The sequence below is a fragment of the Microbacterium sp. LMI1x-1-1.1 genome (assembly GCF_040676205.1).
Lineage (GTDB): Bacteria > Actinomycetota > Actinomycetes > Actinomycetales > Microbacteriaceae > Microbacterium > Microbacterium aquilitoris.
In genome coordinates this window covers 796,453-818,878 of record NZ_JBEGHM010000001.1, presented here as the reverse complement: position 1 = coordinate 818,878, position 22,426 = coordinate 796,453, and the positions used below count along the sequence as shown (strand labels likewise).

General features: G+C 69.0%; 25 protein-coding genes and 3 tRNA genes. 7 read left to right on the top strand and 21 right to left on the bottom strand.

From position 1 onward, the window contains the following. Positions 1-64 precede the first annotated feature (64 nt). Both MRBLMI1x_RS04005 and MRBLMI1x_RS04000 read left to right on the top strand, forming a co-directional pair. Positions 65-583: a PH domain-containing protein gene (locus MRBLMI1x_RS04005; protein ID WP_363456310.1), complete on the top strand. Its 519-nt coding sequence runs from the start codon at positions 65-67 to the stop codon at positions 581-583. Continuing rightward, positions 580-2,055, top strand: a complete 1,476-nt coding sequence (locus tag MRBLMI1x_RS04000) for a hypothetical protein (protein WP_363456307.1) — start codon at positions 580-582, stop codon at positions 2,053-2,055. Before MRBLMI1x_RS04005 ends, MRBLMI1x_RS04000 begins: the two co-directional genes overlap by 4 nt. On the opposite strand, the gene lysS is transcribed toward MRBLMI1x_RS04000, so the two are convergent. From lysS to tilS, 13 genes are all read right to left on the bottom strand, one after another. Further along, positions 2,048-3,571, bottom strand: a complete 1,524-nt coding sequence (lysS, locus tag MRBLMI1x_RS03995) for a lysine--tRNA ligase (protein ID WP_363456304.1) — start codon at positions 3,569-3,571, stop codon at positions 2,048-2,050. The genes MRBLMI1x_RS04000 and lysS overlap by 8 nt on opposite strands. A gap of 213 nt (positions 3,572-3,784) precedes the next feature. Beyond that, positions 3,785-4,528, bottom strand: a complete 744-nt coding sequence (locus MRBLMI1x_RS03990) for a formylglycine-generating enzyme family protein (RefSeq protein ID WP_363456301.1) — start codon at positions 4,526-4,528, stop codon at positions 3,785-3,787. After that, positions 4,525-5,229: a DUF2520 domain-containing protein gene (locus MRBLMI1x_RS03985; RefSeq protein ID WP_363456298.1), complete on the bottom strand. Its 705-nt coding sequence runs from the start codon at positions 5,227-5,229 to the stop codon at positions 4,525-4,527. Before MRBLMI1x_RS03985 ends, MRBLMI1x_RS03990 begins: the two co-directional genes overlap by 4 nt. Further along, entirely contained in the window at positions 5,226-6,914 is a 1,689-nt protein-coding gene (locus MRBLMI1x_RS03980; RefSeq protein ID WP_363456295.1) for a PH domain-containing protein, read from the bottom strand. Before MRBLMI1x_RS03980 ends, MRBLMI1x_RS03985 begins: the two co-directional genes overlap by 4 nt. Then, a complete protein-coding gene (locus tag MRBLMI1x_RS03975) occupies positions 6,911-7,483 on the bottom strand; it encodes a PH domain-containing protein (RefSeq protein WP_363456292.1) in 573 nt (190 codons plus the stop codon). Before MRBLMI1x_RS03975 ends, MRBLMI1x_RS03980 begins: the two co-directional genes overlap by 4 nt. Then, a complete protein-coding gene (locus tag MRBLMI1x_RS03970) occupies positions 7,428-7,919 on the bottom strand; it encodes a DUF3180 domain-containing protein (protein WP_018185756.1) in 492 nt (163 codons plus the stop codon). Before MRBLMI1x_RS03970 ends, MRBLMI1x_RS03975 begins: the two co-directional genes overlap by 56 nt. Beyond that, positions 7,916-8,452 (bottom strand): 2-amino-4-hydroxy-6-hydroxymethyldihydropteridine diphosphokinase, encoded by a 537-nt coding sequence (gene folK / locus MRBLMI1x_RS03965; protein ID WP_376716528.1) that lies wholly within the window; start codon positions 8,450-8,452, stop codon positions 7,916-7,918. Before folK ends, MRBLMI1x_RS03970 begins: the two co-directional genes overlap by 4 nt. Then, positions 8,449-8,817, bottom strand: a complete 369-nt coding sequence (folB, locus tag MRBLMI1x_RS03960) for a dihydroneopterin aldolase (protein ID WP_116227958.1) — start codon at positions 8,815-8,817, stop codon at positions 8,449-8,451. Before folB ends, folK begins: the two co-directional genes overlap by 4 nt. Continuing rightward, positions 8,814-9,623 carry a dihydropteroate synthase gene (gene folP / locus MRBLMI1x_RS03955; protein ID WP_363456288.1) on the bottom strand — a complete coding sequence of 270 codons (810 nt, stop codon included), beginning with the start codon at positions 9,621-9,623 and terminating at the stop codon, positions 8,814-8,816. The genes folB and folP overlap by 4 nt, the downstream gene beginning before the upstream one ends. After that, positions 9,620-10,210, bottom strand: a complete 591-nt coding sequence (gene folE / locus MRBLMI1x_RS03950; protein ID WP_311858672.1) for a GTP cyclohydrolase I — start codon at positions 10,208-10,210, stop codon at positions 9,620-9,622. The genes folP and folE overlap by 4 nt, the downstream gene beginning before the upstream one ends. A 10-nt stretch (positions 10,211-10,220) precedes the next feature. After that, positions 10,221-12,224, bottom strand: a complete 2,004-nt coding sequence (gene ftsH / locus MRBLMI1x_RS03945) for an ATP-dependent zinc metalloprotease FtsH (protein WP_363456284.1) — start codon at positions 12,222-12,224, stop codon at positions 10,221-10,223. 69 nt (positions 12,225-12,293) lie between these two features. Continuing rightward, positions 12,294-12,845: a hypoxanthine phosphoribosyltransferase gene (gene hpt / locus MRBLMI1x_RS03940; protein WP_018185762.1), complete on the bottom strand. Its 552-nt coding sequence runs from the start codon at positions 12,843-12,845 to the stop codon at positions 12,294-12,296. Between the two features lie 9 nt (positions 12,846-12,854). Then, positions 12,855-13,850 (bottom strand): tRNA lysidine(34) synthetase TilS, encoded by a 996-nt coding sequence (gene tilS / locus MRBLMI1x_RS03935; protein ID WP_363456280.1) that lies wholly within the window; start codon positions 13,848-13,850, stop codon positions 12,855-12,857. 172 nt (positions 13,851-14,022) lie between these two features. Between tilS and MRBLMI1x_RS03930 the strand changes: the two genes are divergently transcribed. After that, positions 14,023-14,556, top strand: coding sequence for an inorganic diphosphatase (locus MRBLMI1x_RS03930; RefSeq protein WP_018185764.1), 534 nt, complete (start codon positions 14,023-14,025; stop codon positions 14,554-14,556). A 66-nt stretch (positions 14,557-14,622) separates the two neighbouring features. On the opposite strand, the gene MRBLMI1x_RS03925 is transcribed toward MRBLMI1x_RS03930, so the two are convergent. Continuing rightward, on the bottom strand, positions 14,623-16,086 hold the full coding sequence (locus tag MRBLMI1x_RS03925) for a M23 family metallopeptidase (RefSeq protein ID WP_018185765.1): 1,464 nt from the start codon (positions 16,084-16,086) through the stop codon (positions 14,623-14,625). A 212-nt stretch (positions 16,087-16,298) separates the two neighbouring features. Between MRBLMI1x_RS03925 and MRBLMI1x_RS03920 the strand changes: the two genes are divergently transcribed. From MRBLMI1x_RS03920 to MRBLMI1x_RS03910, 3 genes are all read left to right on the top strand, one after another. Then, a tRNA-Glu gene (locus tag MRBLMI1x_RS03920) sits at positions 16,299-16,371 on the top strand. Between the two features lie 21 nt (positions 16,372-16,392). Further along, positions 16,393-16,466, top strand: a tRNA-Asp gene (locus tag MRBLMI1x_RS03915). 82 nt (positions 16,467-16,548) lie between these two features. After that, positions 16,549-16,621, top strand: a tRNA-Phe gene (locus MRBLMI1x_RS03910). A 389-nt stretch (positions 16,622-17,010) separates the two neighbouring features. On the opposite strand, the gene MRBLMI1x_RS03905 is transcribed toward MRBLMI1x_RS03910, so the two are convergent. Further along, the gene (locus MRBLMI1x_RS03905; protein WP_363456276.1) at positions 17,011-17,271 is read right to left on the bottom strand and encodes a hypothetical protein; all 261 of its coding nucleotides are present in this window, start codon (positions 17,269-17,271) and stop codon (positions 17,011-17,013) included. Between the two features lie 153 nt (positions 17,272-17,424). Here MRBLMI1x_RS03905 and MRBLMI1x_RS03900 point away from each other — a divergent pair, with 153 nt between their 5' ends. After that, positions 17,425-17,865 carry a zinc ABC transporter ATPase gene (locus tag MRBLMI1x_RS03900; protein WP_363456273.1) on the top strand — a complete coding sequence of 147 codons (441 nt, stop codon included), beginning with the start codon at positions 17,425-17,427 and terminating at the stop codon, positions 17,863-17,865. A gap of 15 nt (positions 17,866-17,880) precedes the next feature. On the opposite strand, the gene MRBLMI1x_RS03895 is transcribed toward MRBLMI1x_RS03900, so the two are convergent. The 6 genes from MRBLMI1x_RS03895 to MRBLMI1x_RS03870 form a co-directional block, all read right to left on the bottom strand. Continuing rightward, a complete protein-coding gene (locus MRBLMI1x_RS03895; protein ID WP_363456270.1) occupies positions 17,881-18,228 on the bottom strand; it encodes a hypothetical protein in 348 nt (115 codons plus the stop codon). Next, a complete protein-coding gene (locus tag MRBLMI1x_RS03890; RefSeq protein WP_363456267.1) occupies positions 18,225-18,977 on the bottom strand; it encodes a DUF7662 domain-containing protein in 753 nt (250 codons plus the stop codon). The genes MRBLMI1x_RS03895 and MRBLMI1x_RS03890 overlap by 4 nt, the downstream gene beginning before the upstream one ends. A gap of 286 nt (positions 18,978-19,263) precedes the next feature. Further along, positions 19,264-20,385 carry a tyrosine-type recombinase/integrase gene (locus MRBLMI1x_RS03885; protein ID WP_363456264.1) on the bottom strand — a complete coding sequence of 374 codons (1,122 nt, stop codon included), beginning with the start codon at positions 20,383-20,385 and terminating at the stop codon, positions 19,264-19,266. Next, positions 20,375-20,617 (bottom strand): helix-turn-helix transcriptional regulator, encoded by a 243-nt coding sequence (locus MRBLMI1x_RS03880; RefSeq protein WP_363456261.1) that lies wholly within the window; start codon positions 20,615-20,617, stop codon positions 20,375-20,377. Before MRBLMI1x_RS03880 ends, MRBLMI1x_RS03885 begins: the two co-directional genes overlap by 11 nt. After that, a complete protein-coding gene (locus MRBLMI1x_RS03875; RefSeq protein WP_363456258.1) occupies positions 20,614-22,017 on the bottom strand; it encodes a replication initiator in 1,404 nt (467 codons plus the stop codon). Before MRBLMI1x_RS03875 ends, MRBLMI1x_RS03880 begins: the two co-directional genes overlap by 4 nt. Then, entirely contained in the window at positions 22,004-22,249 is a 246-nt protein-coding gene (locus tag MRBLMI1x_RS03870) for a hypothetical protein (RefSeq protein WP_363456255.1), read from the bottom strand. The genes MRBLMI1x_RS03875 and MRBLMI1x_RS03870 overlap by 14 nt, the downstream gene beginning before the upstream one ends. Between the last annotated feature and the right edge of the window lie 177 nt (positions 22,250-22,426).

Below are 22,426 nucleotides of genomic sequence, written 5' to 3'. Positions count from 1 at the left end.
ATCTCCCGAGAATCCACGCCGGACGGATGCCCGCCGACGCCGCCGGTGCGGGAGTATCGGGATCATGACCGTCCACGCGAGCACCCCGTCCTCGGGATACCCGCCGGCGCACGGCACCCGCGGTGACTCGGTGCTGGCACCCCGCGCCCTGACCTACCTCAACGTCCGCGAGGGCGTGACGACGGTCCTCGTCACCACGGCGCTCGCCGTCGCCATCGCCTTCCTCCCCGATCCAGGGTGGCGCACGGCGCTCTGGGTGATCGTCGGCATCCTCGCCGTCGTCTCCCTGCTGATCGAACTGCCCTGGCTCAACCGCAAGCAGGTCGAGAACACGAGCTACACCGCGACCGCCGACTACGTCTACATCACGCGCGGCTGGCTCTGGCGGCGGACCACCGTCATCGCGACGGCCCAGATCCTGAACGTCGAGGTCGTGCAGGGGCCGCTGCTGCGCGCGTTCGACGCCGTGAGCGTGAGATTCACGTGCATCTCCGAGGTCGAGGGCCTCGGCCCGCTCGAACCGCGCGCGGCGGAGCGCATCCGCACGACCGTGCTCCAAGCGCAGGCGGAGCCGGCGCGGTGACCGTCCCCTCCGACGAGGTCCCCCGGCGTCTTCCGCTGCGCTACCTTCCGGCGTCGTACCTGGAGTCCTCTCCCAAACTCGTCGGCACTTTCATCGCCGGCGCCGTCTATCTCTTCGGACCGGCCGTGTGGCCGGGCGCCTGGGCGTGGCTGGCGCTCGGCCCCCTGATCGCCGTTCTCGTATGCGAACCGGTCTGGCGGTGGACCTTCACCCGGGTGGCGCTCACCCCGGAGCACCTGGTGGTGACGACCGGTGCGTTCACGCGACGCCAGCAGTCCCTCGCCTGGGCCGACATCGGAACGGTCGACAGCAGGCAGTCCTGGGCTTTCGCCCGATGGGACCTGCGCGTCCTCACCCTGTCTCAGGCCGGCGACGAGCGGACCAAGGTCCACCTGTGGGCGGTCGACGAGGACCTCCATCGCGAGGTGACGGCGCGCGCCGGGCACGCGCTCGGGACGGCTGAGGCCGAGGTGACCGCCGAGCAGACGGGCCCGGCGCCCGGCATCCTGCTCTACCGGGTGCGGCTGACGCACCTGCTGCTCGCGAGCGTCGTCTACGGCCAGTTCGCCCTCATCGGCGGTGGCGCGGCGTTGGGGGTGTCCGAGACGCTGGGCATGTTCGGCGCCGACGCGGCGCTCACCCGGTGGCTCCCGCTCCCCCCGGCCGTCTGGGCGGTGGCGATCGCCGTCGGCATCGTCGCGCTCGGCCTCGTGCTGACGGTGGTGCGCTACGCCTCGTTCGAGGTGCGACGGATGCCGGGCGACCGGATCGTGATCTCCTACGGCCTGTTCTCCACCCACACCCGGAGCGTCTCGCGGGCGACGACGATCGGCGTCGTGCTGCAGCGCAACCTCGTCGAGACGCTGCTCGGACGCGTCCGACTGTCGCTTCTGACGACGGACTCGGCCGCGCAGCTCGGCACGAACCTCCTCCTCCCGTCGCTCCCCCGCCGGGTCGTGGAACGCCTGCTGCACGAGGCGTTCGACGAGGACCCGTCGACGCGCCTGCTCACCGGCGATCGGGGTGCCCGAGCCATCGGTACGGGTGTCGTTCTGCTCGCCGGGCTGATCGCTGCCGCCGTCCTCGCCGGCTGGGTCGCCGCGTGGCTGGGGTGGCCGCCGCTGCTCGTCCTCGCGACCGGTGCGATCGTCTTCGCGATCGCCTGGCCCGTCACGGTCGTCCTCTGTTCACGACTGCGGGTCGACGCAGGTTCCAACCGGGTCGTCCTCCTCGTCAGTCACGTCGTGCAACGGCAGACGGTGCTGTCCGCCGCGGCCGTGCACATCGTGGGCACGAGCCGGCTCGCGGGGCATCCGCTCGTCGCCGACGTGTGCTTCTACGCAGGGATGCCGCGCACCTTCCGGGCACTCCGGTTCCGCCCCGCGGAGGTCGACGCGCTGTCGGCTCGGATCGCCGAGACGGTTCCGCTGGCGAGGACGCATCGTCGTGCGCCCGCGCCCTCGCTCACTTGACGAGCGGGAAGAGGATCGTCTCGCGGATGCCGAGGCCGGTGATCGCCATCAGCAGGCGGTCGATGCCCATGCCCATGCCACCGGTGGGCGGCATGCCGTGCTCGAGCGCGCGCAGGAACTCCTCGTCGACACGCATCGCCTCGTCGTCGCCGCGCGCGGCGAGCTTCGCCTGCTCGACGAAACGCTCGCGCTGGATGACGGGGTCGACGAGCTCGGAGTAGCCGGTCGCGAGCTCGAAGCCGCGGACGTAGAGGTCCCACTTCTCGACGACACCGGGAATGGTGCGGTGCTCGCGCACGAGGGGCGAGGTGTCGAGCGGGAAGTCCATGACGAATGTCGGGCGCTCGAGGCCGCCCTTCACGAAGTGCTCCCACAGCTCCTCGACGAGCTTTCCGTGGGTGGCGATCTTCTCCGGCACCTCGACGCCCGACTCGGCCGCGAAGGTCTGGAGCTCCTCGAACGAGGTCTCGGGCGTGATGCGGCGACCGGCGGCATCCGACAGCGACTCGTACATCGAGATGCGGTCCCATTGGCCGCCGAGGTCGTACTCGGTGCCGTCGGCCCACGTGACGGTGGTGGAGCCGGCGACGGCGATCGCGGCGTTCTGGATGAGCTCCTGCGTCAGGTCGGCGATGCCGTTGTAGTCGCTGTAGGACTGGTAGGCCTCGAGCATCGCGAACTCGGGGCTGTGGGTGGAGTCGGCGCCCTCGTTGCGGAAGTTGCGGTTGATCTCGTAGACCCGGTCGATGCCGCCGACGACGGCGCGCTTGAGGAAGAGCTCCGGCGCGATGCGGAGGAACAGCTCGGTGTCGAACGCGTTCGAGTGCGTCACGAACGGGCGGGCGGCGGCACCGCCGTGCTGCACCTGCAGCATCGGCGTCTCGACCTCGAGGAAGCCGTGCGCGTCGAACGTGCGCCGCAGCGACGCGTTCACCTTGGCGCGGGCGACGACGGTCTCGCGGGCGGTGTCGCGGACGATCAGGTCGAGGAAGCGCGACCGCACACGGCTCTCCTCGCTCAGCTCGGAGTGCAGGTTCGGGAGCGGCAGCAGCGCCTTCGCGGCGATCGTCCAGTCGGTGACCATGATCGACAGCTCGCCGCGGCGACTGGAGATGACCTGACCGGTGACCGAGACGTGGTCGCCGAGGTCGACGAGCTCCTTCCACGCCTGCAGCGACTCGTCGCCCACCTCGGCGAGGGAGACCATCGCCTGGATGCGGCTGCCGTCGCCGGACTGCAGGGCTGCGAAGCAGAGCTTGCCGGTGTTGCGGCTGAACACGATCCGGCCGGCGACCGACGCGGTCTCGCCGGTCTCATCGCCCGCCTCGAGCGATGCGAACCGCTCGCGCAGAGCTGAGATCGTGTCGGTGACGGGCACGGTCACGGGGTATGCGCCACCCGCGGCATCCGCTCGTTCGCTCAACAGCCGTTCCCGCTTCGCGAGACGGACCGCCTTCTGCTCGATGACGTCCTCTTCGGTCGTCTCGGCGGGCGTGGGCGCGGACGCGTCGGTCATGTTCGGGGGCTCCTCGGGGATTCGACCCTTCAGTCTATCGACGGGCTGCGGGCGGTTTCGGCGCGGGCGGCGCGGGCGCGGGGTGTGTGCGCCGGGTGTGCGCCAGGTGTGCGCGGATGCAAGAGATCCGCCCCGACACGCCGCGGCACGGCATCCCACCCCGGGGTGTCGCGCACAATCCCTTGCATCCGCGATCACCCCGCCGGCCCAGCCTCAGCGGCGCGGGGTCCAGCCGGGCGGGCGGGGGTCGCCGCCGGCCGCACGCTCGGCGTCGAACGCGGCCGACCAGCCCTGTGCGGCGTCGACCGCATCGAAGCCGCCCCGCGCCACGCGGAACCCGACATCGTCGTGCGTCATGCGGGGTCCGCCGCCGCGACGGGTGCCGGCGCGGACGTTCCACGCGTCGTCAGCGAAGCCGCCACCGCGGAACACCCGGTAGTCGTCGTAGCGCTCGGTGTCGAGGAAGTCCCAGCACCATTCCCACACGTTGCCGAGGGTGTCGAACAGCCCGTTCAGGTTGGGGAGCTTGCCGCCGACCGGCTGCGGCGAGGTCACGCCGTCACCGGCGGTCCACGCCACCTCGGGGAGTGGACCGTAGTGCGGGCCGGCCGACCCGGCGCGGCACGCGTACTCCCACTCGGCCTCCGTCGGCAGGCGGAAGCCGTCGCTGTCGACGTGCCACCGCACCTCTTCGCCGTCGACGGCATAGGCCGGATCGAGCCCCTCCCACTCCGACAGCGCGTTGCAGAACCGCACGGCGCGCAGCCAGCTCACCTCGACGGCAGGACGGCGGGGGTCGGATGCCGCCACCCCGATCACCTCTGACAGCTGCTCCTGCGTGACGGGGTAGACGCCGATCTCGAAGGGCTCGAGCGCGACGGTCCACCGCCGCCGGCGTCGAGCGTCGTGCAGTTCGACGCTGCCTGCGGGGATGCGGGCGAGCTCCACGTCGCTCACGAGAGGAGCGGCCCGTCGCCCAGCGCAGGGGCGGCGTCACTCAGCGCGCGGTCGATCGTCGTGTGGACGAGCGCCGAGAGGTACCTCGAGGGATCCTCGACGCCGGCGCCGCGGAGCAGGCCGGCCGACTGTTGCACGATCGACGACGAGAAGGCCGTCGCGGTCGAGATCGCCTCGCCGTATGCGGCACGGTCGGCGTCGGCGACCACGACCGGTTCGCACCCCATCTCGACCGCGAGCGCTTGCGCGATCGGCAGGACCGCGGCGGGCGCTGTCACGGCGGCGTACGCGTCTTTGAGGGCGCGAAGGTCCGTCGACGTGCCCGTGAAGGCGATGGCGGGATGGATGGCGACGGGTATGGCACCCCGCGCCGCGGCGGGAGCGAGCACCTGTATGCCGTGCGCGGCATCCGTGTGCATCAGGATCTGGCCCACCTGCCAGGCACCGAGTTCGGCGAGGCCCGACACGAGCCCCGGCAGCTCGTCGTGCGGCACGGCGAGGACCACGAGTTCGCTGCGTCGGACGACCTCTTCGGCGCTGACCCTCGGCACCTCGGGGAGGATCGCCTCGACCCGGTCATCGTCCGATCCCGACGTGATCCCGGTGAGCGCGTGCCCGGCCCCCGCGAGAGCGGCGGCGATGACGGGCCCGACCCGCCCGGCGCCGATCACGCCGACACCGAGGCGCCCCTCGCGGTTCATCGCTCCTCCGTCGGCGACGTCGGCGGGGCGGGCGGCACCCACAAGGGCGGCACCGGCGCAGGGGGCGCGAGCGGCGGCGCGACCGAAGCCGCTTCCGGCCACTCCACCTCGACCGCGTTCCCGTCGGTCGGCTGAGCGCTCTCGGCGGATGCCGCGGCCACCGCGGCATCCGTGATCGCCCGCCACAGCTCGTAGGCGCGAGCGTGGTCGATCGACTCGATGGTGCCGTTCACGGGTCCCATGACCGTGTGTCCCGTGATGGCGGCCAGCCCGAGGCGACGCGCGAGCGGGCCCTGCGAGAGACGCACGGACTGCATGCGGGCCAGCGGCAGGATCGTGAGCTTCGGCCACAGCCGGCCGGTCCGCATCAGCACCGCCTGCGGCAGGACGAGGATGCCGTTGCGTCGCCACGTGAGCGGGTCGATCACCCGCGCCCGGGCAGGCGACGTGACGTACCCGTCACCCTCGCGGGGACCGCGGAGACCCGCGTCGAGCATCGCGGCGTCGACGGAGAGGGACGGCAGCAGCAGTCGCAGGACCCGCTCGACGTCGGCCTGCGTACCGATGGGCAGCACGTCGCCCATCTGGGCTGCCGATGCGTCGCTCGCCGAGCGGCCCGAGAGCTTGTTCACCCGGATCCGGTACCAGCCACCCCACCGCCACAGCAGCGGCTGCCGGATGTCGACGGCGTGCACGCGACCCGGGGGCAGCGTCTCGGTGACCGTCGTGAGCAGACCGAAGGTGACGCGCACTCCCGCCGACGACGGCGCGATCGAGTAGCGGACCGTCTTGATGAACTGCCGCACCGCGTACGCGCCGAAACCGATCGCCGCGGGGATGGACGCACCGAGAGCGGGGATGATCCAGATCGGTTGCAGCACGAGCCCGACGATCGCCGCCACCACGACCAGCACGAACCAGATGGTCGAGCCTGACAACAACCCCGCGAGGATGAGACGCGATATCGGCACGCGCACGATGGACTCGGGTTCGGCACCGTCGTCGTCGACACCGTCGATGATCTCGCTGATCCCGGCGGTCACGCGAGAGGTCAGCGGCCCGCCCGCGGATGCCGGGCGGCCAGCGGCATCCTTCGTCCGGTGTCCCGACGCGAGGCGCAGGATGTCGCCGCGGACCGTCTCGGCGTTGCGGGTCGACAGGTACTCGAGCTTGACGTTCGCGTCGAGGCCGGCGCCGACCACCTCGAGCTTGGCGAGTCCGACGAGGCGGGCGAGGGCGGGGCGCGTGAGGTTGACGCCCTGCACGCGGTCGAGCGGTGCGCGACGGTGCGTGCGGAACAGCACGCCGCTGCGCACCTCGACCTCGTCGCCCGTGATGCGGAAGGTGTGGAAGCGCCAGGCCGTCCAGAAGAGGGCGATCAGGATGACGAGGCCGACCGCCACGGCGACGATGGCCTGCACCGCGATGCCGTTCTGCAAGACGAAGTCGACCGGGTCCTCCTCGCCGTAGCGGAAGTTCTCGGGCAGGAAGAACGAGATCAGTCGGTCGCGGAGGTTCGCGACCAGGATGCCGATGATCACGATGAGCGTCAGCCCGCCGCGCAGGAGCGGCGACAGGGGATGCATCCGGTGCCATTCGCCGTCGCTCATCTCGGAGCGGACCGCGGCGGGCGGCGGAGCGGACGCCTGCGCGAGCGGCGCGGGCTGGGGGTCGAGATCGCTCACAGACCGGTCCGCCGGGTCTCAGCCACCTCGATGAGCGTGTCGCGCAGCTGTTCGGCGTCGCGCTGCGGCAGGCCGGGGATCGTCACACCGGTGGATGCCGCCGCGGTGACGAGCTTCAACTGGGCGATGCCCAGCATCCGATCGAGCGGGCCGTGCGTGATGTCGACGAGCTGGAGGCGGCCGTACGGGACCGACACCATCCGCTGCCACAGGATGCCGCGTCGGAAGACGAGGTCGTCCTCGCGCAGCTGATAGCCGATCGACCGCGCCTGCCGCGGTGTGACGACGAGCGTCACGAGGAAGATCGCGAAAAGGATGCCGCCGGGGATGAACGGCCACGTCGCTTCGAACATGAGCCAGAGCGTCAGTACCGCGGCCGCGATCAGCAGGAGCACGACGACGTAGCCGATGACCTGCCCGATCACGTACTTGCGCGACAGCTGGCGCCAGGCGCCATTCCCCAGCGGGAGCCGCGAGGCACCCCGCGGTTCGAGGATCTTCGTGAACGTCTCGTCAGTCGGAGTGGGAGAGCCCGTAGCCGGGTTCGTCGGGTCCGGGCTGGTCGTCATCATCGTCCTTCCGGATGGTGCACAGGTGTTCGGCGACGAGTGCACCGGCGACGAGGAGCAACCCGCCCCCCACCGCGGCGATCACCGCACCCGTTGAGCCTAACGAGGGCGACACGGGTCGTGTGAGCACGAAGGCGAGAAGCCCTCCGCCGAATCCGGCGACGAGCGCTCCGACGATGCTCGACGCCTTGGCCAGCATCGCGATGCGGAGCGCTCGGAAGGGGTCGACGGGTGCTGCGGTTCCGGCTGTCGCCCGGCGGACCGGGATGGCAGCGAGGACGACGGCGGCACCGAGCGCGACGAGCAGGATCGGTAACAGCGGCGACGGGGTGAAGGTCGGCTGCCCCATCCCCGTGAGGACCTGGTCGACGAAGAACCCCGCGATGCCGGCAACGACGGCGACCGCGACGAGGAGGAGCGGGTTCGTACGCCTCATCCCGCACCTCCGGGCAACGCGGCGCGCAGGTCGGCGACCGTGCCCACGCCGGGGAGCACCGCGTCGGGGTCGATGCTCAGCCACGGGTCGAGCACGAAGTCGCGTTCCGCGGCACGGGGATGCGGCAGCACGAGAGCCGGGTCGTCGGAACGCACGTCGCCGTAGGTGATGAGGTCGAGGTCGAGGGTGCGGCTCCCCCACCGCTCGCGCCGCTCACGGCCGTGCCGGCCCTCGATCGCGTGCAGATAGCCGAGGAGCAGCGACGGGGCGAGACGCGTGTCGATGAGCGCGACCGTGTTCAGGTAGCGGGGGGCGTCGGCATCCGGCCCGCCGAGGGTGATCGCGACCGACTCGATCGGCTCGGCCGCGGCGACCAGCACGGTCATCGGCAGGCGGCCGAGGTCGGCGATCGCCTCGGCGATGGTGTCGGCGCGCTGACCCAGATTCGCGCCGAGGGCGACGACGGCGCGGTGGGCGGGGCCGTGCGCGCGCGGCTCCTTCTGCGGCATCCCCTCGGCCAGGCGGCGGCTCATGCGCGGGACCGCCTCACCGTGACGGCGACATCGCCGAACGGCACCGGGATCGGCGCGGCGGGTTTGTGCACGGTGACGGCGACCGCGTCGACGAGCGACCAGCCCGTGAGGACGGCGGTCGCGATGCGCTCGGCGACGGTCTCGATGAGGTCGACGGGGTCGCCCGCGAGGATCGCGGCGACGCGCTCAGCGACCTCCCCGTAGTGGACGGTGTCGGTGACGTCGTCGGTCGCCGCGGCGCGGGCCAACGACAGCGACAGGACCAGGTCGGCGACGAACTCCTGCCCGTCGCGGCGCTCGTGCTCGTAGACGCCGTGGAATCCGGTGGCACGGATGCCGGTGATCGCGATCTCGTCGGTCGTCATCCTTCACCCTCCCACGCGGTCCGCACGGCGAGGGCGAGACGCGTCGCGGCGACGTCGTGCACGCGCACCGCCCAGGCGCCGGCCTGCGCGGCGAGGACACTCGTGACGGCCGTGGCGAGGTCGAGGTCCGACTCACCGCTGAGCTCGATACCTGCACCGGACGCGGCGACCGCCAGCATCCGCTTACGGCTCGTGCCGAGGAGCACGCGATGACCACCGCCGACGAGCTCGTCGAGGCCGCGGACGACCTGCCAGTTCTGCTCGGGCGTCTTGCCGAAGCCGAAGCCCGGGTCGACGATGATGCGGTGATCCGGGATGCCGGCCGCCCGAGCGGCGGCGACGCGCTCAGCGAGTTCGCCGACCACCTCCGCGACGATGTCGTCGTAGACGGCGGTGCCGTACATGTCGTCGGAGTGCCCGCGCCAGTGCTGCACGACGACGTCCGCGTCGGTGCGGGCGACGGCGGCGAGCATGTCGGGGTCGGCGAGGCCGCCCGAGACGTCGTTCACGATCCGGGCACCGGCTGCGACCGCGGCAGCGGCAGTGCCCGCGTTCATCGTGTCGACGCTGATGACCGCCCCGTCGGCGGCGAGCGTCTCGATGACCGGCAGGATGCGCGCCTGCTCGTCGTCCTGCGCGACCCGCGTCGCGCCGGGACGAGTGGACTCCCCGCCGATGTCGAGCAGGTCAGCCCCGTCGGCGAGGAGGGCGCGGCCGTGCGCGATCGCCGCCTCGTGCGTCGCGTACCGTCCGCCATCGCTGAACGAGTCCGGCGTGACGTTCACGATGCCCATGACGAGGGTCATGTCCGGCCGCCGGTCAGCAGGGCGATCGCCTCGGCGCGCGCCACGGGGTCGGTGAACACGCCGCGGGCGGCGATGGTGACAGTGGATGCCGCGGGCTGCCGTCCCCCGCGCATAGTCACGCACTCGTGCACCGCGTCGAGCACGACGAGCACACCGCGGGTGTCGATCGAGCCGGCGATCGCGTCGGCGACCTGCTCGCCCAGGCGCTCCTGCACCTGCGGGCGCGCCGCGAGGATGTCGATCACCTTCGGCAGAGCGCCGAGTCCCACGACCTGCTCGCCGGGAAGGTAGGCGACGTGCGCGTGCCCGGCGAACGGCAGCAGGTGGTGCTCGCAGACGGAGCGGAACCGGATGTCGCGGAGCATGACCGCACCGGAGGGGAGCGTGTCGGGCGCCGGACCGCGCGTGACCGAGATCGTGTGCGCGAGCGGGGCTGCGGCATCCTCACCCACACCCGAGAAGAACTCCGCATACGCGTCCGCGACGCGCTGCGGAGTCAGCTTCAGGCCGGGACGTTCCGGGTCTTCACCGATGGCGACGAGCAGTTCCCGCACCAGTTCGGAGACGCGCTCGCGGTCGACCGCCATGCGCGCCGCCTCAGGCCGTCGCGGGTCGAGCCTGCCCGGTCGCGTGGCGCGCCGGCGAGGTCTCGGGGGCCGGCTGCTCGGCCTCGGTGTTCGCCGCGACCGGAGCCTCGGCGCGACGGGGCACCTCGACGGGCGGAAGCGTCGAGACGGGACGCTCGCTGCTCGAGAGCCACTGCGGCCGGGGCGGCAGGCGCTTGATGTCCTTGAAGATCTCGGCGAGCTCGAGGTGATCGAGCGTCTCCTTCTCGAGCAGCGCCAGGGCGAGCCGGTCGAGGACCTCGCGGTTCGCGTTCAGCACCTCGTACGCCTCGTTGTGCGCCTGCTCGATGAGTCCGCGCACCTGGGCGTCGACGCGCTCGGCGATGCGCTCGCTGAAGTCGCGGCCGTGACCCATGTCGCGTCCCATGAAGACCTCACCCGACGACGAGCCGAGCTTCACGGGCCCGACGTCGGTGGTCATGCCGTACTCGGTGACCATCTTGCGGGCGATGCCGGTCGCCTTCTCGATGTCGTTCGAGGCACCCGTGGTGGGGTCGTGGAAGACGATCTCCTCGGCGACGCGGCCGCCCATCGCATACGTCAGCTGGTCCTGCAGCTCGTTGCGGGTGATGGAGTACTTGTCGTCGAGCGGCAGCACCATCGTGTACCCGAGCGCCTTGCCACGGGGAAGGATCGTGACCTTCGTGACGGGGTCGGTGTGGTTCATCGCTGCGGCGGCGAGGGCGTGGCCGCCCTCGTGGTACGCCGTGATCAGCTTCTCCTTGTCCTTCATGACGCGCGTGCGACGCTGCGGACCGGCGATGACACGGTCGATCGCTTCGTCGAGGGCGCGCATGTCGATGAGCTGGGCATTCGAGCGGGCGGTCAGGAGCGCGGCCTCGTTCAGGACGTTGGCCAGGTCGGCGCCGGTGAAGCCGGGCGTCTTGCGCGCGATGACGGCGAGGTCGACCGAGGGCGAGAGCGGCTTGCCGCGGCCGTGCACCTCGAGGATGCGCTGGCGACCCTTCAGGTCGGGCGCGTCGACGCCGATCTGGCGGTCGAAGCGGCCCGGGCGGAGGAGCGCGGGGTCGAGGATGTCGGGGCGGTTCGTCGCCGCGATCACGAGCACCGAGACCTTCGGGTCGAAGCCGTCCATCTCGACGAGCATCTGGTTGAGCGTCTGCTCGCGCTCGTCGTGACCGCCGCCCATTCCGGCGCCGCGGTGGCGACCGACGGCGTCGATCTCGTCGATGAAGATGATGGCCGGAGCGTTCTCCTTGGCCTCCTTGAAGAGGTCGCGCACGCGGCTCGCGCCGACACCCACGAACATCTCGACGAAATCGGAACCCGAGATCGAGTAGAACGGGACGCCCGCCTCGCCGGCGACGGCGCGCGCGAGCAGGGTCTTACCGGTTCCGGGAGGGCCGTACAGCAGCACGCCCTTCGGGATGCGGGCGCCGACGGCCTGGAACTTCGCCGGGTCCTTCAGGAAGTCCTTGATCTCCTGCATCTCCTCGATGGCCTCGTCGGAGCCGGCCACGTCGGCGAAGGTGACCGTCGGGGTCTCCTTGGTCACGAGCTTGGCGCGCGACTTGCCGAACTGCATGACCTTGCTGCCGCCGCCCTGGGCGCTCGAGAGCAGCCACCAGAAGAGCAGACCGAGGATGAGGATGGGCAGGAGGATCGAGATCAGGCTGCCGAACCAGCTGGTCTGCGGCACGACGTCGTTGTAACCGTCCTTGGGGGCGGCCGAGTCGACGGCCTGCACCACCGCGTCCGCACGTTCGGTGACGTAGTAGAACTGCACGTTCGTCGAACCCTCGAACGCCTTGTCCAGCGTGAGGTCGACGCGGTTGTCGCCGTCGGTGATCGTGGCCTGCGAGACCGTCGACCCGTCGAGGAGCTTCAAGCCCTCCAGCGTGGTGATGCTCTTGGCGCCGGTGAGGTTCGAGATCAGCGTCATGCCGATGATCAAGAGCACGCCGATGAGCACCACGTAGAGGAACGGGTTGCGGGAGAGCTTCTTGACGTTCATTGTGCGTTCAGGCTACCCCCGCGGCGCTATGCGGGGTCTGTGCGTTCGTTTTGGGCGTACCGCGCGAACTCAGGAGTAGACGTGGGGCGCGAGGACCGCCACGTCGCGGAGATTGCGGTACTTCTCCGCGAAGTCCAATCCGTACCCGACGACGAACTCGACCGGGATGTCGAAACCGACGTAGCGGCAGTCGATCTCGACCTTCGCGGCCTCGGGCTTGCGGAGCAATGCGAGGACCTCGATCGAGGCCGCGCCGCGCGAGGCGAAGTTCTCGAGCAGCCAGCTCAGCGTCAGGCCGGAGTCGATGATGTCCTCGACGATCAGGACGTGCTTGCCCGAGATGTCGGTGTCGAGGTCCTTCCGGATCTGCACGACGCCGCTCGACTTCGTGCCGGCCCCGTAGGACGACACGGCCATCCAGTCCATCTCCATGGGGCGCTTCAGCGAACGGGCGAAGTCGGCCATCACCATGACCGCGCCCTTCAGCACACCGACGAGCAGCAGGTCCTTGCCCTCGTAGTCCGCCTCCACCCGACGGGCGAGCTCTTCGAGCTTCGCCTGGATCTCCTCCTCGGTGACGAGGACATCGGTGAGCTGGTCGGCGATCTCGGCTGCGCGCATTGCAGAAGTCTAAAGACCGGATCCGGCCCCCGTGAACTCGATCAGGGCGCCCGCGCGGCGGGCGCGGCATCCGGGCAGGTCGATCGGCCCCTGCCCCGCCCACTCGGTGACCAGTCGCGCCACCTCGAGCGTCTGCGTGCGGGTGAGCGAGACGTGGAACTCGCTGGCGACCACGTGCCGGATGATGCGGTGACGGAGCGCGGGAGGGTTGGCGGCGAGCGCGGCGACCGAGACCGCGATGCCGGCCTCGGCGGGTTCGACGATGTCCTCGATCGTCTCGTCGATCATCTCGTCGAAGGCCTCGGCGTCCTCGCGCAGCTGCGCCGCCGTGCGCACCAGTGCCTCGGCGATGCCGGGTCCGAGTTCGGCCTCGAGCATCGGCAGCACCGTCTCGCGGACGCGCACCCGCGCGTACTTCGGGTCGCGGTTGTGCGGGTCGTCCCACGGCTCGAGTCCCCGCGCCGCGCAGGCGTCCCGGGTGGTCGCGCGGCGCACCTCGAGCAGGGGTCGCAGCAGAGGGATGCCGTCGAGATCGGATGCCGCTGCCATTCCCTGCAGGCTGCCCGCACCGGATCCGCGTGCCAAGCCCAGGAGCACCGTCTCGGCCTGGTCGTCCAGCGTGTGCCCGAGGAGCACAGCCGCGGCACGCACGTCGCGCGCGGCATCCCGCAGCACGCCGTATCGCGCATCGCGCGCCGCCGCTTCGGGTCCGCCCTCGGTGCCGACCTCCACCCGCACGATGAGCGGATCGAGGCCGAGCGTCGCGGCGGCACGCGCAGCGGCCGAGGCGACCTCGGCGGAGTCCGGCTGCAGACCGTGGTCGACGGTGACGGATGCCGCGCGCAGCCCGAGCTTCGGCGCCTCGAAGCCGACCGCCGCGGCGAGCGCGAGCGAATCGGCGCCGCCCGAGAGCCCGACGATGACGACAGACCCCTCCGGGAGGCCGGTCAGTGCGGAGCGGACGGCACGGCGGACCTCGGCGACGGCGGGATGCAGGGACGGCACCGCTCCACCGTACCGAGCGCTCCTCCGCCACCGGGCGTGCCGAGCGCAGGAGAAACCGCCCCCTGACGGGCCGGGACCGCCGTCCACGAGCGTTTCACCCTGCGTTGGGCACACGCACCCGCGCAAGTAGGCTTGTGCCCGCATCCCACCGGACTTTCAAAGGAGCACAGGTATGGGCGCGTACGACGCCGTCATCGAGATCCCGCGCGGCAGCCGCGTGAAGTACGAGGTCGACCACGGCACGGGCCGCGTCTTCCTCGACCGCGTTCTGTTCACCCCCATGGGGTACCCCGCGAACTACGGCTTCTTCGAGAACACGCTCGGCGAGGACGGCGACCCGCTCGACGTGCTCGTCCTCCTCGACCGCGAGATCTACCCCGGCGTGCTCGCCAAGGTCCGTCCCGTCGCCGTCCTCAAGATGAGCGACGAGGCCGGCGGCGACGACAAGGTCGTCGCGGTCCTCGCGAAGGACCCGCGCTGGGCGCACATCCAGGACGTCGACGACATCGACGAGTGGACCAAGGGCGAGATCGGCCACTTCTTCGAGCGCTATAAGGACCTCGAGCCCGGCAAGTGGGTCAAGGTCGACGAGTGGGCCGGTGCCGCTGAGGCCGAGCGTCTCGTGTCCGAGGCCTTCACGCGCTTCGACGAGCACGAGGGCGAGACCCGCACGCAGGGTGAAGGTGAAGCGCCCAACAGCCTCTGAGGCTCACAACGACGAAGGTCGGATGCCGCGCGGCACCCGACCTTCGTCGTTTCGGGACGCTGAGCGTCAGACGCTGATGCCGCGGGCGCGCAGGAAGGGTGCCGGGTCGACGCGGATGCCGCCGCGGTAGACCTCGAAGTGCAGGTGGCAGCCCGTGGAGGCGCCGGTGCTGCCGATGTAGGCGATCGTCTGGCCGGCACGGACGTAGTCGCCGTATCCGACTGCGTAGCCGCCGTCGATGATGTGCGCGTAGCCGGTGATGGTGCCGTCGCTGTGGCGCACCTTGATGAAGTTCCCCCAGCCGCCGCTGTAGCCGGCGAAGACGACGGTGCCGGAGGCAGCCGCGTAGATGGGCGATCCGCACGAGCTGGCGAAGTCGATGCCGCGGTGGCCGCTGGCCGTGCAGCCGCTGGGCGTGCAGATGCTGCCGCGGACGCCGAACCAGGAGCTGATGTAGCCGTGGGCGGGGCGCACCCAGCCGGATGGCTGCACGACTCCACCGCTGCCGCCGCTGCTGCTTCCGCCACCGGAGGAACCGCCCGACGACGATCCGCCGCCGCTGGATCCGCCGCCGTTGTTGTTGTTCTTGGCCTCTTCTTCGCGGCGACGCTTCTCTTCTGCGAGGCGACGCGCTTCCTCCTCGCGGGCCCGGCGAGCGGCCTCCTCGCGGGCCTTGCGGGCGGCCTCTTCACGGCGCTTGCGCTCGGCCTCGACGCCGGCCTTGTAGGCGGTGACGGTCTTCGCGGTGGTGTCCTGCAGGGCCTGCAGCTGCGCCTCGAGCACTTCGCGGTGCTCGTTCTGCGCGGCCAGAGCAGCCTGTGCGGCCTGCGCGGCATCCTGAGCGGCCTGCATCTTCTGCTCGGCCTCGACCTTGCGCTTGTCACGCTCGTCGCGGGCGACCTGCGCCTGCGCAGCGAGGCTCTTCGCGCTGTCGCGCGCGCCGACGGCTTCGGCATAGACATCGCGGTTGGCATCGACGAGGCGATCCATCGTGCCGAGGCGGCCGAGGAGGTCGTCGGCGCTCGCGGAGGAATCCGAGAAGAAGAGCTCGAGGGTGGCATCACCCTTGCCGGAGCGGTACTGCTCGGCGGCGAGCACACCGAGCTTGCCGGCGGCGGCCTTGGCGCGCTTCTCCTCGGCGTCGGCCTGCGCCTGACGCTGATCCGCAAGCGCTGCAGCGTCTTCGTACGCGATCAGGGCGTCCTGATATTCGGCGCCCAAGCGCTCGGCCTCGGCCTGCTTGACGGTGACGTCGTTCTCGAGAGACGAGATGAGGTTCTGGATGCGGGTGATCTCGGTGCCCTTGGACGCCTCGTTCTGACGCGCCTTCTGGACGTCATCCCAGCTGGGGTAGGACGTGGCGGCGAAGGCCGGGAGGGCGAAGCCGAGACCGGTGGATGCCGCGGCCACACCGAGGACGCCGAGGCCCAGGGCGTTCCGCCGGCTGATGCGCGACGAGAACGAGCGCGTCTCTTCGGCGGTGGGCGCGCAGCCGCAGTCGGCTCCGGTCGCTTCGGGCAGGTCGGTCACTGCACACACCCTTCCCTCGGCCAGATGGCGTGCTGATCCGCCCATCACAGTAGCAACACTGTTCACATTCGTCACAGGTCGAGACCGAGACGGGCACCGCCATCATGCCCCCGATTCCCCCATCGGAACGGTGGGCGCGCCCTCGATTCGCACATTCGCGAGGGATCGCATATGCTTGACCCTCGGTAAGCGTGATCCCCCCGGGGTCGCTCGGCCCCATCGTTTAGCGGCCTAGGACGCCGCCCTTTCACGGCGGTAGCACGGGTTCGAATCCCGTTGGGGTCACTCCCACAATTTAATAAGCATGGCCCTGTAGCGCAGTTGGTTAGCGTGCCGCCCTGTCACGGCGGAGGTCGCGGGTTCAAGTCCCGTCAGGGTCGCTCCGAGCGACAGGCCCTTGTCTTCAGCTTCTGTTGAATTCACGGGCCTTTCGTCTAGGACATGGCACTTCTGATGCCATGCGGCTCTGTAGCTCAGTTGGTAGAGCGCACGACTGAAAATCGTGAGGTCACGGGATCGACGCCCGTCGGAGCCACACGGATGATCATTACGTCATCCCAGAAACCCTCGTGAGGCTTCTACTCACGGGGGTTTTGCTTTTCCCTGGTGAGCGCCGCTTTCTGCGTGATTCGCCACCGAGCAAAGCTCTGGAGGTTGAGCGGGCGGATCTAGACGAAGCGCTCCGACCGGATGCCGCTGGTGGGAACTGCCAAGTGGGTTGGGCCGGTCGTGGGCCGGTCGCCGTCGCGTGCGGTTCGAACATGCTCGGCCTGACAGTCTCCATTTGCAGGCTGGCCAAAACGCCAACGACCGTGGCCTCGTGAGTACCTCAAAACTCCGAGTTATCCATCCACGACACAAGCGCCGTCGTCGAACTGAGGGGTCACACGGTTCACGGCGATGACCTCGCCGTCGGGCCGCGATCTATGTGCGCACAAGGGCGCGGATGTCGATGGCGAAATGCCCCTTGTAGTTTCCGAACTCCATCACCACTGCTTGGCCACATTCGCACCAAGCGGTGAGGCTGACGTTCGGGGAGTACTCCTTCGTCGGCTCCAGGCTCGCGACGTGGCCTGTGGGATGCAAGGTCGACTCGCCGCATGCCGGGCAGGCGACCTTTCCGTCCATTAGTTCACCGGCGTTAAAGAAGGCTCCGTAGCTGTGCTTGCTGCTGTATCCAGGCATAGTTCGATCCTGTCGCGGCCGACGCCAGCATGTCTATGACGCCGCCACGAGTCACGACATGAACTGGATGCCTGCGTGGATCCTGTCATGCCCGCGATAGACATCCGGGATTTCTGATGAGAGGCTTCTCTGTTCTGCGTGAGGAGGTAGCTGATGGGCGACAAGGGTCAGAACGAGGACTGGGATGGCATCATCCGGAAGTTGATCGCCGATGCCACTGAGAGCGCGCCGACCGAACCCGGCGTGTACAAGATGCCCTGCGGAGAGTGCATCGTCGACTTCTTCCTCAACGCTGAAGGCCAGGAGCGGTGGCTCGTCGCCGGCGACGCACGCTCCTACACTCGCGACACGGTCGCGGTCGCCCGCCATGGCGAACACCCGTGGCAGCGGCTGTACACCCTTGCTGAGGCCGCCGCAGAGATCGCGACGCTGGCGGCGGGCCGGAACGTCGGCATTGACCGCCTGCTCGAGGAGATCAACGAGACCATCGACGGCCGGGAGACCCAGCGCATTTCACGAGACCGTGTTCGGATGGACACGGAGCCACTTCAGGACGTCGCTGACCGCTTCGGCGTCGATCTCGAAGATCTGTGAGGACGAGCGCACCCTTCACGCCAACGGCGACCTCGGTCCGCCGGCACCCTTCGTCTCGGAGCCCTCTCCATCGAGGGTTCGGACGATGCGGTCGTAGTCGCCCTCATCGATGATGTCGTTGATGAACGCATACTCGACAGCCTCGAAGCTGTTGTCGCGGAACTCCCAGTCGTCGGCGAGACCCGTTGTCCGGTACTGCGGCTCGTAATTCCAGGACAGCAGTATGCGAACCAGCTCTTCCCGCGAGACGTCGCCGCGCGCGGCAGCTCGCACCGCATCTATCGCGGTTGCGAACCGAGGGTCATAGCCACCTCGAGATTCCTTGCCAGCCCCACCGCTCGCCCCATCAGCATGCTCATTCATGTCTCGCTCCGAAAGATGCTCAGGTGCCAGCCGGGAAGCCGAACGTCCTCGGCCAGTGAACCAAGGATGGCTGACAGAGGAGGAGGAACGAGCCAATCGCTCCACCTTTCTGTCTCGCCCCGATCACCAAACGCGAACCTGTCAGGACGCTGCCACGCGTCCCAAGCGAGATCGAGCACGTGATGCTCGATGACGAGTGCGGCCCATCTGTTTGCGAGGGTCATGCGGTCGACCACGACAGCGGCCGAGCCGCCCACCGCGGCTATTCGCTTGCTGCCGACTCGAGTCAGGCCCACTTTGAACTGCGCGAACTGAGGCAGATGGAGCACGTAGACCTGATGCGGCTCCCACCACCCGAGCTCGACATGTGGATCGTCGGTCGAGCGCGGCGGGTGCGCCAGCGACGTTCGGGCATACCCCAGCCAGTCGGATCGGATTCGCTGAATGCGCTCGATCGGGTTGTTTCTGACGAAGACCTCCCAGACGAAGGTGACCGTCTCCGCGGAGAGGTCGGCTTCCGCCCGACGATCGACGCGGAGCCATGCTCTGCTCTGCGGCTGGCGGGGAATGGACTCCCACCAGTAGGGCTTCACCCGCGCCTGATCAGGCAGTGGCCGACCGATCAGGGCCTCGATCTCAGCAAACGACAGGACTGCGTCCTCCACCGGATCTACGCCGCGCAAGTAGTCGCCGAGCGGCGTATACACGAGTTCGAGCCGGGACAACGGCTGAGCGGATTCTGTAGACATGCTGTGTTCCTCTCTGTGTTGGGCGCGATTGCGCCTCATACGTATAGGCCTCGGTTTCACTCCTTCGCGGACAAACAAGATTCGAGAATCACGGCCAGCGCTCAAAGATGTCGTCGAGCGCATCGACGTATGCGACCGAGCGCTCGAGGTGCGTCAGCTCGAACTCGTCCGCGAAGTCGTCGGCGTTGCGGTGAAGCGAATTGCGCGACTCCCCCCAGTGCGTTGGCGAGGACGACGTAGCGCGCAGGGGTGGTGAGCAGCTCTTCGATCCGCTGGTGGACGTCCATCACTCCCCCTTCGCAAAGAGCGAATCGATGGCGGCCGCTGCACGGCGGGCGACGTCCGATCGGGCGCGGCTGTATCGCTCGGTCATCTGCATGCTCGAGTGTCCGAGCACCGCCTGGACGTCGTTCGCTGAGGCACCAGCATCGAAGAGCATCGTGGCGAGCGTGTGGCGGAGGTCGTGAAGCCGCAGGTCGTCGCGGTGCAGCTTCGCTCTGAGCGTCTTCCAGTCGATCGCGCGACGCACGTTAGAGGCATTGATCCGTCCCCCACGAGGACCCGTGAAGACGAGATCGCCGCGACGCTTGCCTTCCATTGCGGCGCGCAGCGGAGCGACCAGCGGCGTCGGGATCGGCACGTCCCGCTCCTTGTGGCTCTTCGGCGTCAGCTCGACTCCGCGACCGTCCGAGCCGATGCTGAATGCCCGGCGCACATGGATCGTACGATGCGCAAGATCGACGTCTTCCATGCGCAAGGCCGTTGCCTCATTGGCACGCATACCGGTGTAGACGAGAGCGGCGATATAGCGCCGATAGTGCGCGTCATCGATCGCGGCGAGCAGCGTTGGCACCTCGGCTGCCGTCAGCGCGCGCGATCGCAAGCTCGTCGACGACTCGGACTTGGGGCGACGAGCAAGACGCGCCTGATTCAGCGGCACGATGTGCGCACGAACTGCACCATCCAGTAGGCGACTCAACACCGAGAGCGCGTCAATCCGCGTCGAAGCGCTGCCCTCCCAGCCTTCAATCGCCTCTTCGATGACGCCCGCCGTGAGCTTCTCGAGCTTCACATGCCCGAGCCACGGCATCACGCGCAAGCGCCAGCCGCGTTCGTAGGCCCGCGCGGTCGAGGCGCGCACACTGCCCGCGATGACCGACCAGTGCCGCGAATGCCACTGGGCGAGGGTCATGTCGCCGTCGGGGTGGCGGCGAGTGAGCGTCTCTGCGCGCAGCTTCTTCGCCTCCGCAAGTGTCTCGGTGTAAAACGATCGTTCGCGCTGCTCACCATTCAGGCCGATCGCCCAGACCCGGACCTGGTATTTCCCGCGATCCTTGCGAAAACGGATGCCCTCAGGGAGCGGGCGCCGAGTCTTCGGATCGATCCGCTCACCCCGCTCAGTCGACACGGCGGGTACCGCCTGCCTCGAGGAACGCGGCCACCGTCGACGCACGCCAGAGCATGTGCTTGCCCATGTGCGCGTCCGGGAACGGGAATCGATTCTGCCGCCTCAGCGAGTCAAAGGTCGACAGCGGAACTCGACAAAGCGCAGCCGCCTCGCGTCGAGTCAGGTAGACATTCGGCTCGGCGCGATCGAGGACATCGGTCTCCGGGTCTTCGACGAGAGCGTTCGTGGTCATGACGTGCTCCTTTCGTTAGTTGAGGTGTTGCGATCTCGTGCGCGGTCCTGTCGCCATTGGCGCGCAGCGTCCGCGGCCTCTCTCGCGAGCGCTTTGTCGCCGTCCGTGAGCCAGCCCATGCCCGCGTATGCCCAAGAGCCGATGACCAGCACTTCGGAGGGATCAATGTCGTCAGTCGGCTTCGTTTTCGCGAGCAGATGCCTCAGACGCCACGTCCGACGTGCGCCTCGGAGCGAGCCGAGAGTGACCGAGTAGCGGCGCGACTTGGTGGAAAAGTGACCGCGGAAGCCGAGCATCCCGTCCCAGCGGTTCAGCTGGCCGTAGGGCCCCTCAGGGTCGACGACAGCGGCGAGCTCGCGCACCGTCGACTTGATCCGCTTGATGTGTTCGCGGCCGGCGCCCGTGGGCTCGAGGTCTTCCGTCGCTTTGGTCGCGTACTTCGCGATGTAAGCCGCGACCGCCCTGTCCGAGAGCGGTCCGGAGTCTAGTGATTCACTAGACTCCCCTAGATTTCCGTAGTCATCGTTTCGACGCACGATTGCTCGCGCATCGAACTGCTTGCCCCACGCAAGCGACCGCCCTCGCTCCTCCCCCATGAGCGGAGCAGCGACCAGCTGCGTCTTGCGGACGGCAGCACTGATTGCCTGCAGGAGATGTTCAGCCGTGACGTGCCTGGGCGGCGCAGGGTATGCCTCTTCAGGGTGGACGCCGTCGATCCGGACGATCGCATGGAAGTGCACGACCCCGCGGCGCTGGAACTCGGCGACCTTGGCGAACTGCAGGCGCACGACACGGGCGGCGGCTCGCTGGGTAAGTCCGAGTGAGCGGGCCAGCTCCCGCCGGAGACCGATCGTGAATCGTCGCCAGAGTTCGGGAGCGTGATATTGCCAGGTGACCTGCCCAACGTAGTCGTAGCACTCGGCACACACAGCGTCGCCGCGGCGGGGATCATCCGCCTCGTGATGGCACCTGCATCCTCTCGGATTACCGTGCTCGCAGAGGCCGGCACGATGATCGGCCGCAGTCGTGTGCACGGCGCCGAAGGACGGGGCCGTGAGGGTGAGGAAGACCATCGGATGCTCGGCGACGCCCTCGGGCACTTCCTTCATGCCGCCCGCGGCGCCAGCCATGATCATGTGCCAGGTGTCGCCCTTGTACTCGTGGCTGCACGACTCGCACCGCGTCGCGCGGCGGTTGCCGCACCGGGTGAAGGTGATGCCGTCCGGTTCGTTCGCCGAGGAGTACTCCGAAAACACCTCGCCGGTTGCCTCGTGAAGCGTCGCCGACGATCCGACGAGCCGCACCGGGTTGTGGCAGTAGCCGGTCGAGCCGACGTTGTGTATCCATCGGTCGTACGTGTCGCTGCGGAGTCGGCGCGCGACAGACTCATCGAGACGCATCGGTCACCACCAGGACGGGGACCGCGCAGCCGATCGGATACGTGAGACCCGAGATGTCATCGTCGTAGTAGGTGATGCGGCAGATGAGGTCGCTTTCGCCGGTGGATCGACGAAGCTCCTGCCATCTGATGATGTCGGCATCCGTGCACGAGCCGTTGGCGACGACCGGTCCATAGATCTCGAGCAGGCTGTCGTCGACGTCTGGGGCGTCGTAGCGCGCGACCTTGAGCATCCGGGCCTGGTCCCACTTCTCCCCCAGGTTGCACGGGGCGAGGAGATAGGCCGGGCGCGTTTCACTCGCCAGATCACTCGGCGCACTGCGAGTGGCTTCAGGCTGTGTGGCACAGCCCGAGAGTGCCAGTGCTGCGCAGACGCCAGAAACGAGGACGGGTGCGAAGGCAGGGAGCCG